The sequence below is a fragment of the Peribacillus sp. V2I11 genome (assembly GCF_030817135.1).
GTDB classification, from domain to species: Bacteria; Bacillota; Bacilli; order Bacillales; family DSM-1321; genus Peribacillus; species Peribacillus simplex.
In genome coordinates, this window is the sequence record NZ_JAUSYW010000001.1 from 4,985,640 (window position 1) to 4,997,884 (window position 12,245).

Annotated in this window: 15 protein-coding genes and 1 riboswitch; of the genes, 14 read left to right on the forward strand and 1 reads right to left on the reverse strand. The window is 39.3% G+C overall.

Annotated elements, in window-relative coordinates; genetic code table 11:
- Window position 1: 1 nt before the first annotated feature.
- From pdxT to QFZ73_RS24430, 14 genes are all read left to right on the forward strand, one after another.
- The gene (pdxT, locus tag QFZ73_RS24365) at window positions 2–601 is read left to right on the forward strand and encodes a pyridoxal 5'-phosphate synthase glutaminase subunit PdxT (protein WP_307273041.1); all 600 of its coding nucleotides are present in this window, start codon (window positions 2–4) and stop codon (window positions 599–601) included.
- Window positions 602–755: 154 nt separating this feature from the next.
- Window positions 756–1,502 (forward strand): SDR family NAD(P)-dependent oxidoreductase, encoded by a 747-nt coding sequence (locus QFZ73_RS24370; RefSeq protein ID WP_307271704.1) that lies wholly within the window; start codon window positions 756–758, stop codon window positions 1,500–1,502.
- A gap of 172 nt (window positions 1,503–1,674) precedes the next feature.
- Window positions 1,675–2,262, forward strand: a complete 588-nt coding sequence (locus tag QFZ73_RS24375; protein WP_307271708.1) for a TetR/AcrR family transcriptional regulator — start codon at window positions 1,675–1,677, stop codon at window positions 2,260–2,262.
- A 210-nt stretch (window positions 2,263–2,472) separates the two neighbouring features.
- Window positions 2,473–3,006, forward strand: coding sequence for an NADPH-dependent FMN reductase (gene ssuE, locus QFZ73_RS24380; RefSeq protein WP_307271711.1), 534 nt, complete (start codon window positions 2,473–2,475; stop codon window positions 3,004–3,006).
- Window positions 3,007–3,286: 280 nt separating this feature from the next.
- A riboswitch (SAM riboswitch) is annotated at window positions 3,287–3,395 on the forward strand.
- Window positions 3,396–3,566: 171 nt separating this feature from the next.
- Window positions 3,567–3,710: a YezD family protein gene (locus tag QFZ73_RS24385; RefSeq protein ID WP_072273036.1), complete on the forward strand. Its 144-nt coding sequence runs from the start codon at window positions 3,567–3,569 to the stop codon at window positions 3,708–3,710.
- A gap of 181 nt (window positions 3,711–3,891) precedes the next feature.
- A complete protein-coding gene (locus tag QFZ73_RS24390; protein ID WP_373459033.1) occupies window positions 3,892–4,596 on the forward strand; it encodes a phosphoadenylyl-sulfate reductase in 705 nt (234 codons plus the stop codon).
- A gap of 29 nt (window positions 4,597–4,625) precedes the next feature.
- Window positions 4,626–5,774 (forward strand): sulfate adenylyltransferase, encoded by a 1,149-nt coding sequence (sat, locus tag QFZ73_RS24395; protein WP_251436069.1) that lies wholly within the window; start codon window positions 4,626–4,628, stop codon window positions 5,772–5,774.
- 43 nt (window positions 5,775–5,817) lie between these two features.
- Window positions 5,818–6,417, forward strand: coding sequence for an adenylyl-sulfate kinase (gene cysC / locus QFZ73_RS24400; protein ID WP_251436067.1), 600 nt, complete (start codon window positions 5,818–5,820; stop codon window positions 6,415–6,417).
- Window positions 6,418–6,433: 16 nt separating this feature from the next.
- Complete coding sequence (locus QFZ73_RS24405; protein ID WP_307271723.1) at window positions 6,434–8,059, forward strand: nitrite/sulfite reductase; 1,626 nt, start codon at window positions 6,434–6,436, stop codon at window positions 8,057–8,059.
- A 20-nt stretch (window positions 8,060–8,079) separates the two neighbouring features.
- Window positions 8,080–8,295, forward strand: a complete 216-nt coding sequence (locus tag QFZ73_RS24410; RefSeq protein ID WP_063233666.1) for a DUF3906 family protein — start codon at window positions 8,080–8,082, stop codon at window positions 8,293–8,295.
- Between the two features lie 19 nt (window positions 8,296–8,314).
- Entirely contained in the window at window positions 8,315–9,091 is a 777-nt protein-coding gene (gene cobA / locus QFZ73_RS24415; protein WP_251436063.1) for a uroporphyrinogen-III C-methyltransferase, read from the forward strand.
- Window positions 9,091–9,852, forward strand: coding sequence for a sirohydrochlorin chelatase (locus QFZ73_RS24420; RefSeq protein WP_251436061.1), 762 nt, complete (start codon window positions 9,091–9,093; stop codon window positions 9,850–9,852). The genes cobA and QFZ73_RS24420 overlap by 1 nt, the downstream gene beginning before the upstream one ends.
- Window positions 9,833–10,465 (forward strand): NAD(P)-binding protein, encoded by a 633-nt coding sequence (locus tag QFZ73_RS24425; protein WP_307271731.1) that lies wholly within the window; start codon window positions 9,833–9,835, stop codon window positions 10,463–10,465. Before QFZ73_RS24420 ends, QFZ73_RS24425 begins: the two co-directional genes overlap by 20 nt.
- A 154-nt stretch (window positions 10,466–10,619) precedes the next feature.
- A complete protein-coding gene (locus QFZ73_RS24430; protein WP_251436057.1) occupies window positions 10,620–11,519 on the forward strand; it encodes a sulfite exporter TauE/SafE family protein in 900 nt (299 codons plus the stop codon).
- Between the two features lie 307 nt (window positions 11,520–11,826).
- Here the strand turns inward: QFZ73_RS24430 and QFZ73_RS24435 are convergent, their stop codons facing one another.
- Complete coding sequence (locus tag QFZ73_RS24435) at window positions 11,827–12,006, reverse strand: hypothetical protein (RefSeq protein ID WP_251436054.1); 180 nt, start codon at window positions 12,004–12,006, stop codon at window positions 11,827–11,829.
- Window positions 12,007–12,245 lie beyond the last annotated feature (239 nt).

The following is a 12,245-nucleotide window of genomic DNA, read 5'->3' on the forward strand; positions in this document are numbered from 1 at the left end:
TATGTTAACTATCGGTGTTTTGGGATTACAGGGAGCAGTTGAAGAACACGTGAACCAAATCAAAGCTGCCGGCGAACAAGCAATTATAGTAAAAAAACCGGAACAGTTGCTGGAAATCGATGGCTTGATCATTCCAGGCGGAGAAAGCACGACGATGAGGAAGCTAATGGATCGTTATGGATTTATGGAACCGGTCAAAACTTTCTTCGAAGATAAAAAACCAATTTTCGGTACATGTGCAGGGATGGTATTGGCGGCCAATGAGTTGACTGGCGATGAGAAGGCCTATCTTGGACTAATGGACATTTCCGTGAAAAGGAACGGATTTGGTCGTCAAAAGGATAGTTTCGAGGCTGAACTATCAATCAAAGGACTTGATGACCCTTATAAGGCAGTTTTCATCCGCGCGCCATTTGCTGATGGAATTGGAGAAGGTGTTGAAGTATTGGCTGTTTATGAAGAGAATGTAGTGGCTGCGAGACAAGATCATGTCCTCGTCAGTGCGTTTCATCCAGAATTAACGGGTGATGATCGTTTTCTGCAACTTTTCATTGATATGGTGAAGACATCCATAAGTAAGGCCGAATTGAAAACCTGCTAAACAAATGAAGCTGTCCTATTAATAGGACAGCTTTACTTTTGAATGCTCCTAACTCTATAAAAATGCATATTGCTTGAATTAAAAATTCTTTACTTTTATAATAAAAAAATAAGTGAACACTTACTAATTTTTTAGCGTTAAAAGGGGAATGTATATGACAGCAAGAGTTGCAGTTATTACAGGAGGAGCAAGCGGAATTGGCCGAGCAACATGCTTGAAATTCGCAGCAAAAGGGGACAAGGTCGTTGTTGCCGATTTTAATGAAGAAATGGGGCAGGAAACCGTTGAACTGATATCAGCGGATGGTGGAGAGGCCATTTTTGTTAAAACGGATGTTTCTAAGCAAGAAGATGTTGAATCGTTAATCAATGAAGCAGTGGAAACATACGGAAGGATCGACATCATGTTCAATAATGCCGGCATCGGTGCAGGCGGTATGATCCTCGATCAAGATATGGAGGGTTACTTCAAAACGATTGGAGTGAACCAGCATGGAGTTGCCTTCGGAATCATGGCAGCAGGACGGAAAATGAAGGAGCTAGGTAACAAGGGTGTCATTATAAATACCGCTTCTGTGTTTGGCTACTTAGCTTCCCATGGGACTTTTGCCTATCAGGCGACTAAAGGCGCTGTAAGAATGATGACACAGACAGCAGCTTTGGAATTGGGTGCTTATGGTATACGGGTAGTGGGCATTGCGCCAGGAGGGGTTGATACTCCTATCATTCAAGGCTATAAAGATATGGAAATCATCGATAAATTGAATGCAAGTCAAATGCGCGGTAAATTAATTAAGCCAGAAGCCATTGCAAATGCCGTCTATCTATTATCGTTAGAGGAAGCGGATGCGATCAATGGAAGTGTAGTCATGGTCGATGATGGCTATGCATCTTTTAAGTGATTTTCTTAAATAGAAAAACATCGTCCCAATCAGACGATGTTTTCTATTTATGATAAATGGGAATATTGAATTCTAATAGATCAAAGGTAATATTGACCGATTGAAACCATCGGGATATCATGGGAAATAGATTGGTCAAACGGTCTTATCTTTAAAAAAGAAGGTTGATATTTTGAAAAAAGGGCAGCAAACCAAAGAACGAATCATAAATGTAGCCCGGACTCTTTTTGCCACTAAAGGTTTTGACATGACAAGAACGAATGAAATTGCCTCAGCATGCAATGTTTCCGAAGCTACTATTTACAAATACTTTGACAGCAAAAAAGATTTGCTATTGGCTACGATTACCCCTAATGAAAAAGAGGAATATGAAGATGGGACAAGCCATCTCTCTACGGAAGATCTAGTGGAGAATCATGTTTGCACCATGATAAAAAAAATTCTTGAAAATAAAGAACAGTTTTCGATATTATTTAGGGAAACACAATTCGATCAAGATATTTCAAAGCAATATGTAGATCAGATTTTCAAGCCAAATGCCAAGCATATTGAAATACAGAAGAGAATAGATAGCGGAGAGATACAATATATCTCTGATATTGTCCTATTTAATGTAGGGATCATTTCTTTCACATTGGCATTATCTACACATTATGAGATCCATCAACAAAAAAAGGAACCATATTTTACTTCTGAACGAATTAAGAGCATTGCTCAACTTTTAGTATATGGTATTCATGGTAAACAAAATCATACATAATGAAACGGTCATATTGAAGGGCATGAGCATCAAGCCGCAAATATGACCGTTTTATTTTCATTCAGAGTCTATGAAGTCAACTGGTGAATTTATTAAACCCGAGTGTAAGATTTGACTTATATTTTTCAGACTATTACGATAAATGCATATTGCACGAAATGCTTTACGAAGATTTTATCTGGAAATCATGTAACATTGGAGGGGTATTAAATGAGCGATATCGTAATTTTATCAGGAAGTCCTGCTATTCCATCAAGAACGGACATTTCACTAAAACATATTCAATCATTAGTCGAAAACGAAGGATTTACCACAGCTTATTTCTCAATTACGGATTTCTCAGCAGATGATTTATTCCAAGGGAAATACAATAGCGAAGATATCTTAAAGCTTTCAGAGAGAATTAAAGCAGCTAGAGGAATCATTATTGGTTCACCGGTTTATAAGGCTTCTTATACAGGTGTATTGAAAGCCTTGATTGATTTGCTGCCAGAAGGTGCTTTTAAGGGTAAGCCAGTGCTGCCAATCATGATAGGTGGAAGTAACAGGCATCTATTGGCGATTGACTATGCGCTTAAACCATTAATTTCAATATTAAAAGGCGAGCCGATGCAGGGCATTTATTTTGTTGATAAGGAAATAGATAAACAGAATTCAGAAAACCCGATTAATGATTTGCATTTAATTGATCGCGTCCAGAGTCAAGTTCAAGAATTTGTAGAAGCGATACAGTTAAGAAATTAATGACTTCAAGTATTCCCTTCTACAAAAGGACTGGAATTCGAGAAATTATTTTTTCAAGTAATGACAGGCGTCAATAATAGGCTTATTTATGAAAATAGACTTAATTTTTTGGAGACCTTATCTTAAAAGAAGAGTCTATTTTCGTATTTATATGAACATAAAATCATAATTTGAATAGTGTGTATAAAAGTAACAGTTCATCCATAATATTAAACCAAGTTATTTTATAAGAAAACTCCATTGACAAGGATTAAATATATGTTAATATTTAAAATAATAAAACTTATCCAGAGCGACGGAGGGAATTGGCCCTTTGAAGTCCAGCAACCTGCATGATGGATGCAAGGTGCTACCTCCAACAAAATGTTGATCATTTTGGAAGATAAGGTAAAGATATTTACCTTGGGATCTTTCCATCATGGAAAGATTTTTGTTTTTTTGAAGAATTATAGGTAAACCATAACAATGTAAGGTTGTATGGAATTATATAAATCTAAGAAATTCATTTAATCAGCGTTGAAAATAAAATATTCGCGGATTTTCTTAAAGGAGGAACTGGTTTGGATAAAGAGAATCAGCTTGAAGAAATATTTGAACGACTTCAAGAAATGCTTAATTCAATGAAATATGGATCCATTACACTTATTGTCCAGGATGGTAAAATCATTCAAATGGAAAGAAATGAAAAATTAAGAATTAAATAAGGTATCTGCTGACTAGAAAAACTAGAGGCGGGTTTAACTGATATAAGGAGAGTATTGGTTAGATTCGTCTCTTTTTCCTAGAATCATAAAAACTGAGGAAGATTACAACGGGTATCGATCAACAGTTACTCTAACCTGATACAGCAAGTTTTTAGAGGGGGCTACAAAGTTGGCTGCATTAATAAACTATGACAATTTCAACACAGGGGATTTACCTGTATTTCCTGAAGACAGTGAGACAAAAGGTGCTTTGGAAGTTCTGCAATGGGCGAATGACCATTATGGAAACAAACTGATTTATGCTTGTAGTTTTGGTATTGAAGGCATCGTGCTTACGGATTTATTGGCGAAGGTCAATCCTTCGGCAAAAATAGTTTTCCTTGATACAGATGTTCATTTTGAGGAAACTTACCAATTGATCGAGCAAGTGAAAAAGCGATATCCAAAGCTTTCGATCGAAATGAAGAAACCTGCCTTGACGCTTGAGGAACAAGCAGCGGAGTATGGGGATGAATTATGGCTTAGTGATTCCAATAAGTGCTGTAACATCCGTAAAATCATTCCGCTTACCGATGTGCTTTCAACGGCAACAGCCTGGCTTTCGGGACTGCGGAGGGAGCAATCTGAAACAAGGGCTCTGACCGAGTATATCAATAAGGATAATAAGTTCAAGTCAGTTAAAATATGTCCACTTATACAATGGACGTGGAAAGATGTTTGGCGCTACGCCCACAAAAACGGACTTCCATATAATATCCTGCATGATAATGGATATCCGAGCATTGGATGTAAAACGTGTACGGCACCTGCCTTCAATGCAGATGATTTACGCTCAGGCCGTTGGCAAGGAGCTCAAAAAACGGAATGCGGATTGCATTTATCTTAAATAAATAGAAACCATAGGGGGAAATTAGCATGACAATCAGTTTACCGCACGGAGGAACATTAATCGATCTTTGGGAACCAAAATATGATTTTAGTAAAATAACAAAGTCCATCGAAATCGATGAAATTGCTTTAAGTGATCTTGAATTGATAGGCACTGGTGCCTACAGTCCGATTAAAGGATTCTTTACAAAAAGTGACTATGAGACAGTGGTCAAGGATATGAGGCTTAGCAGTGGGCATGTATGGAGCATCCCGATTACGCTGCCTTTGACCGAAGAAACGGCAGAAACCCTTACTATAGGTGAAGAAGTAACGTTGACTCATGAAGGTGAAACATACGGGGTTCTATCCGTTTCCGATATTTACACCCCAGATAAGCAATTGGAAGCGACATTAGTATATCAAACGGATGATGAGAAGCATCCTGGAGTGAAAAATTTATATAACCGCGGGGATGTATATGTCGGCGGGGAAATAAAGTTGATCAAGAGAATAGAGCGTCCGCTATTTCAAGCTCATTATTTGGACCCAGTCGAAACAAGGAAAGCTTTTGCTGAAAAAGGCTGGGAAACGGTTGTCGGTTTCCAAACGAGGAACCCAGTTCACCGTGCACATGAATACATTCAAAAAACAGCATTAGAGATTGTCGACGGCTTATTCTTAAATCCTCTAGTAGGTGCCACTAAATCCGATGACATTCCGGCAGATGTAAGAATGGAAAGCTATAAAGTGCTGCTTGAAAAATATTATCCCCAGGATCGCGTGTCCCTTGCAGTTTTCCCTGCAGCCATGCGTTATGCAGGACCTAGAGAAGCCATTTTCCATGCGATGGTCCGTAAAAATTATGGTTGCACCCATTTTATCGTCGGACGTGATCATGCTGGTGTGGGCGATTATTATGGCACATATGATGCTCAAAAAATCTTTGGGAATTTTAACGCAGATGAGTTAGGGATCACGCTATTATTCTTTGAACATAGTTTTTACTGTAAAGCATGTGGCAATATGGCTTCCGCTAAAACTTGCCCGCACGACAAGGAAGACCATGTCATCCTGTCAGGAACGAAGGTAAGGGAAATGTTGCGTAATGGAGAAATTCCTCCAGCTACCTTTAGCCGTAAAGAAGTCATCGAGGTGTTGATCAAAGGTCTAAAAAAGAATGAAGTTTATAACTGATTGGACATAAATTGAAGGATTACATGAAGAGGGGGATTATTATATGAGTAAAAGTACGAATGTCACTTGGCATGAAATGTCATTGACCAAGGAGCTCCGCCGGAAGCAGAACGGGCATGAAAGCACAGTTCTATGGTTTACAGGACTCTCGGGTTCTGGAAAATCAACGATTGCGAACGCGGTCGCTAAAGAGTTATATAATCGGAATATTCGAAGTTATGTTTTGGATGGTGATAATATCCGCCACGGTTTAAATAAAGATTTAGGTTTTTCTGAAGAGGATCGAACCGAGAATATTAGGCGAATCGGTGAGGTTTCCAAGTTATTCGTGGATAGTGGGCAGTTCGTATTGACCGCCTTCATATCACCTTTCAGGGCAGATCGGCAGATTGTACGAGATTTACTCGATGAAGGGGAGTTTATTGAAGTATACATAAAGTGTCCGATCGAAGAGTGCGAAGTGCGTGATCCAAAAGGTCTTTATGACAAGGCGCGTAAAGGAATCATTAAGGATTTTACCGGAATCGACTCTCCATACGAAGAACCAGAACAACCGGAAATCACTTTAGAATCCGACCAATACAGCATTGAAGAGTGCGTTGAACAGGTAATCGGCTATTTGACAGCAAAGAAAGCGATCTAATCAAGGAGGAAATGTAATGGTTTACGAGAAATTTTGGTCGGAAAATCCACTAATCGCTAAAAATAAAACGGAAATCTGGAAATTGGAAAAAGACGGATTGAAGATATTCGATGATATTCCACATTACGCTGCAAATGGTTTTGAATCCATCCCTAAAGAGAATTGGGATATGTTCAAGTGGGCAGGTCTATACCTGCAACGGCCAAAAGAAGCAGGTTACTGGATGATGCGTGTCGTTATTCCCGGAGGTATCCTGACTTATGATCAACAGATAACTCTAGCTAACATCGCTAAAGATTATGGGAGGGATGTATATGACATTACAACCCGTCAAGCCATTCAATTCCACTGGTTGACCATCGAACAAGTCCCGGATATCTTAAACCGTTTGGAAAAGGTTGGAATGACTACGGCCGGTGCATGTGGTGATATCACACGTAATATCATCGGGAATGCATTGGCAGGCATCGACCCTGACGAACTTTTTGATACACGCGAGGTACTTTATGATGTATTTGAGTATTTCCGCCTTAACGAAGACTATTCGAACCTTCCTAGGAAATACAAAATGTCGATAAGTGCTAATATCCATAATGCTTCAAATGCTGAAATCAACTGTGTTTCATTCAATCCAGCTACTAAAGTAATTGATGGTGTAACGGTAGTTGGTTTTCACGTAAAGGTAGGCGGTGGGCTATCCTCCGTTCCGATGCTGGCAGAAGAACTTGACTTATTCATTTTACCCGAAAAAACAGTCGAAGTAGCGGCCGCCATCACGACGATTTTCCGTGACTTTGGGTACCGTGAAAAACGTCATCGCTCGCGATTGAAATTCCTTGTCGCTGATTGGGGTCCTGAACAATTCAAGGAAAAATTGCTGGAGTACACCGGTCCGCTTCCTGAAAAGGGTGAAAGTGCGGTGAAGGGATGGAATGCAGGTTATTTCTACGGCATCCATAAACAAAAACAAGATGGTCTGAACTATGTTGGAGTCAATATACCAGTTGGTCGTCTAAATCCAGACGAGGTGATCGAGTTTGCCGAACTTGCGAAAAAGTATGGAAATGGTGAAATCCGCAACTGTAATTCTCAAAATCTTATCATTCCAAATGTGCCGGATGCAAAACTTGAGGAATTAAAGCAGGAATCCATCTTTGAAAAGTTTCCATATCAACCAAAAAAATTCATTGGTTATTCTGTTTCTTGTACAGGCATCGAGTATTGCAACCTGGCACTCGTTGAAACAAAAAACCGAATGAGGACCATTTCTGAATCATTGGACAAGGAAATAGATCTCGATGTACCTGTAAGGATGCATATGGTGGGTTGTCCGAATAATTGCGGTCAAAGAGCCATCGCCGAAATTGGGCTTCAAGGCATAAAAATGAAAAACCAGGATAAAAAGATGGTCGAGGCTTTTGAAATATACGTCGGAGGAACGCTGAATGAGGGCGGGAAGTTCAATGAAAAACTTAAAGGAAAAGTGGAAGCCGAACAGCTCTATCATGTTCTGAAAGAACTGATCCTATTTTTCAAAGAAACAAAACTTCTATCCGAAACCTTTCTTGATTTTGTGGAAAGGGTAGGGATATCCCAGTTACAAAGTAAGCTTGATGATATATTAACGGAAGTGGCCGTTTAATAGGGGAAGGTAAGAAATCCATGAATCTATACCGTTTCGAAGTCACTATCAAGGAAAAACCGATCCATGTCATCATTGTTGCCGATTCAGATGAAAAGGCTTTTGAACTTGTTGATATCGAGCTGGAAAAACATTTTTTGAAAATGCCTGAAGTGGATGACATCTCATTATACGAAAAAAGGAAAATTAAAAATGGAGCAGGTTTCGTTTTATCGGAATTCGAAACAATTCTCTAAGGGAAGGCAGGTTGCAAAAATGGGGAAAGTATATCTAGTAGGAGCCGGTCCCGGAGATCCAGATTTAATTACATTAAAAGGATTAAAATGCATTCAAGAAGCTGATGTCATTTTATATGATCGACTTGTCAATAAAGAACTTTTGAATTATGCAAAAGACGGTGTAGAGCTGATTAATTGCGGTAAACTGCCGGATTATCATTTATTGCAGCAGGATACCATCAATCGGTTCCTGGTCAAATATGCAAAAAAGGGAAAAATAGTCACCCGTTTGAAAGGCGGCGATCCATTCGTCTTTGGGAGAGGCGGGGAGGAAGCGGAAGCCCTTGCCAAAAGTGGTGTGAGCTTTGAAATCGTTCCAGGAATTACGGCTGGAATTGCCGCTACAGCTTATGCGGGAATTCCAGTTACACATAGGGACCACGCTTCATCATTTGCAATTGTTACCGGTCATCGGAAAAAGGATGAAGAGGATAATATCAAGTGGGAATCCCTTGCAAAAGGAATCGATACATTAGCCATTTACATGGGTGTTAAAAACCTGCCATATATTCAAGGAAAACTTTTGGATCATGGAAAAAGTCCAGAGACCCCTGTAGCCCTTATTCATTGGGGGACATTAAAAACGCAAAAAACAGCTGTCAGTACTTTGGCTAATGTAGTGGAAACCGCCAATAACGAACAGATTTCGAATCCTTGCATGATAGTCGTGGGCGATGTCGTTAATTTACGAGAAAAAATCAAATGGTTTGAAGGAAAACAAACCGAAAATTTGTTGGCGAATGAGGCCTTTTAATGGAAGCCATTTTATATATTTGCCATGGCAGCCGTGTTAAAGAAGCTTCAGCCCAAGCCATTGATTTTATTAAAGTTTGTATGCAAGCACAGCCAAATTCCATTCAGGAGTATTGCTTCTTAGAATTGGAAACTCCTACGATAGAAGAAGCCTACGAACGATGCGTACAAAAAGGTGCGACGAGAATCATTGCCATTCCAGTTCTATTGCTAACAGCTGTACATGCAAAACATGATATTCCAGTCATATTGAACAAAATGAAAGAGCGGTACCCTGCCGTTGACTTGAAATACGGAAGGCCGATTGGTGTCAGTGATAAAATGGTTGACATTTTAGTGGAACGGTTGGAGGAAACAAATGTAAGGGTTACGGAGGATTCCTTGGTTTTATTGGTTGGAAGGGGCAGCAGTGATCCCGACGTGAAAAGGGATTTGTCTCGATTGGCCGATTTGCTAAGGAACAGGTTTCCAAAAATCAATGTGCAAGAGTGTTATTTGACAGCTGCCACACCAAGTTTTGGAGAAGCATTGGAATTCGCAGAGGAATCTCGACCAAACCAAGTATTTATCATTCCTTACCTTTTGTTTACCGGTCTCTTAATGAAGTCCATCGAAAATGGTATAAAAAAGATCCAAAAAAAGGGGAAGCAGAAATTCATACTTTGTCGATATCTAGGTTATCACCCAAAGATTGAACAAGCAATATCGGAACGAATTCATGAAGTGAGTGGGGAGGGAGCTTATGTATCCAATTACGCTTAATATTGAGAACAGAAAGTGTGTCATCATCGGCGGTGGTAAAATAGGTTACTTTAAAGCACGCCCCTTATTGGAAGCTGGTGCTGAAGTGACTGTCGTTAGCCCCGAGATATGCACAGATTTTCAACTGTTGGAGAAAGAAGGTAAGATTCAAGTTTTACTTAAAGAAGTGGAAGAAACTGACTATAAAGATGCGTTTTTAATCATTGTTGCAACAAATTCTAATGAAGTTAATGAACGAGTGTACGAGAATGCATCCCAAAGTCAGTTGGTGAACGTTATTAGTAATCATGAACTGGGTAATTTTCATATTCCGGCGACATTGAATAGAGGCATGCTTTCCATAAGTGTTTCTACCAATGGAGCAAGCCCAACACTCGCAAAAAAAATTCGGAATGACCTAGGTAAAGTATATGATGAATCATATGAAGAATATCTTGAATTCCTTTTTGAAGCGAGGATGATTATAAAAAATGGTTCATTTTCAAAAGAGGAAAAATCTAAGTTACTGAAAGATTCAATAGAGGATATTTATAAATATTCTCTAAAAGAAAGATATCGTTTTTTAGCTAGGCTTTTACCAGTAGATGCCGAAGAAAATATATCATTGGGCTGATCAGAAAAACTGAAGGCACCTAACCAAAATGTCATTTCATTTTGGTTAGGTGCCTCTTTGTGTCTTAATGGAAATCAAAATGATTTATACAGGCAAACGGTGCCATCGGGTCGATGTTATTTAGGTTCTATTTTAGTGAAAAAAGGGGAATGTCATGAAAAAGTTAATCGTTTTGGCCTTTATCGGGTTTTTAGCCCAATTAATCGATGGTTCGCTTGGAATGGGGTATGGAGTGAGTTCCACGTCCTTATTGTTGACATTCGGGATTGCCCCTGCAGTAGCATCAGCATCCGTTCATTTATCGGAAGTAGTGACCACAGCAGTATCTGGAGCTTCACATATAAAGTTTGGGAACGTGGATAAAAATATGGTCTATCGCTTGATCATTCCAGGTTCAGTTGGTGCATTTGTAGGTGCATGTTTCCTGAGCAACCTACCAGCCGAATTAGCTAAACCGTATATTGCCATATTTTTATTTGGCCTTGGTGTATACGTTTTATTCCGTTTTTTATTTATTTTTAAACCGTCAAAGGAAAATGAAACCGTAAAGCCATTGACCGCAAAACAATCCATTCCGTTAGGCCTTTTTGCAGGATTTTGTGATGCAACAGGCGGAGGCGGTTGGGGACCGATTGCAACGCCCGTTTTATTGTCAAAAAAAGGCATGACGGCGAGAAAAGCCGTAGGGACTGTAGATACGAGTGAATTTGCCATTGCTTTCTTCGGAAGTCTAGGTTTTATCATTTCACTTGGATGGGAAGCTGTCAATTGGCTTTGGGTCGTAGCGTTGATAATTGGTGGGGTGGTTGCCGCACCAATTGCAGCCTGGCTCGTCAGGATGCTTCCTGCTCAATTAATGGGTGTTTTAGTGGGTGGTTTCATTATCTTAATCAATGTAAGAACATTATTAGCTACATGGATTCCGATTGAAGCCCATATATATATCTATACAGGCATCGTGATTATATGGCTTTCTGGTATTCTTCTTACCTTCAATAAGATGTCCAATGCGAGAAAACATGATCATATCGAACAACGGCAGAATGTTTCCTGATTCGCGAGTTTGAAAGAAGCGAATTTATACAAATCATATTCTGATACGTAACATAAAAACTCGTAGGTACATGAATACCTACGAGTAAAGTTATTTGCCAAATGGGATTCCGCCTTTAAAGTTGGTTCGGTATTAATAAAGGTTCTTGACCCTATTTAATAGATTCATTTATTTTTTGATCCGTTTTTTAGCTCTCTTAATAATCGAGAGACTTATGCCTCCAATATCCATGTAGTTTATTCTCCTTACAAAGAATCAATAGTACCCCCTATAATAAAGTCAGCCACCGTGAGAGATTTGAATAATTTTAAAACAGCAGCAGAACCATTAATTTATGGACTGCTGCTGTACAAGCTAATTGAATTGTACTCTCATACAATTCAATTAGCTTGACACCGGCATTTGATTGATGGAGGCTTATTAACCGTCCCAAAATATTCGAGATTTCTACAAGAAATAACGGGTCCTTCGCATGCCATTGCTTCACAAGCAACTATACCCGTACCTACAACATGGTCTCCAAGTGCACTTACATTCTTTTGTTCCCCATTGAAAATGAATGAACTTTTCCTCTTATGAAAATTGGATGCTCGCCGACGATAATTACATGAAGATTGGGGGATATCCTTTAATTTTAAATCCCTGCTAGCTTTGATTAAAAGCATGCTGATTTTTGCTAAATGCCGGGTTATCCTGCTAGTTAACAATTACCTTTAGCATTCAGAG

What these genes read in the sequence shown, in the direction of transcription:
- pdxT (WP_307273041.1), top strand. Translation starts at nt 2, where the DNA reads ATGTTAACTATCGGTGTTTTGGGATTACAGGGAGCAGTTGAAGAACAC.
- QFZ73_RS24370 (WP_307271704.1), top strand. Translation starts at nt 756, where the DNA reads ATGACAGCAAGAGTTGCAGTTATTACAGGAGGAGCAAGCGGAATTGGC.
- ssuE (WP_307271711.1), top strand. Translation starts at nt 2,473, where the DNA reads ATGAGCGATATCGTAATTTTATCAGGAAGTCCTGCTATTCCATCAAGA.
- sat (WP_251436069.1), top strand. Translation starts at nt 4,626, where the DNA reads ATGACAATCAGTTTACCGCACGGAGGAACATTAATCGATCTTTGGGAA.
- cysC (WP_251436067.1), top strand. Translation starts at nt 5,818, where the DNA reads ATGAGTAAAAGTACGAATGTCACTTGGCATGAAATGTCATTGACCAAG.
- QFZ73_RS24405 (WP_307271723.1), top strand. Translation starts at nt 6,434, where the DNA reads ATGGTTTACGAGAAATTTTGGTCGGAAAATCCACTAATCGCTAAAAAT.
- QFZ73_RS24410 (WP_063233666.1), top strand. Translation starts at nt 8,080, where the DNA reads ATGAATCTATACCGTTTCGAAGTCACTATCAAGGAAAAACCGATCCAT.
- cobA (WP_251436063.1), top strand. Translation starts at nt 8,315, where the DNA reads ATGGGGAAAGTATATCTAGTAGGAGCCGGTCCCGGAGATCCAGATTTA.
- QFZ73_RS24420 (WP_251436061.1), top strand. Translation starts at nt 9,091, where the DNA reads ATGGAAGCCATTTTATATATTTGCCATGGCAGCCGTGTTAAAGAAGCT.
- QFZ73_RS24425 (WP_307271731.1), top strand. Translation starts at nt 9,833, where the DNA reads ATGTATCCAATTACGCTTAATATTGAGAACAGAAAGTGTGTCATCATC.
- QFZ73_RS24430 (WP_251436057.1), top strand. Translation starts at nt 10,620, where the DNA reads ATGAAAAAGTTAATCGTTTTGGCCTTTATCGGGTTTTTAGCCCAATTA.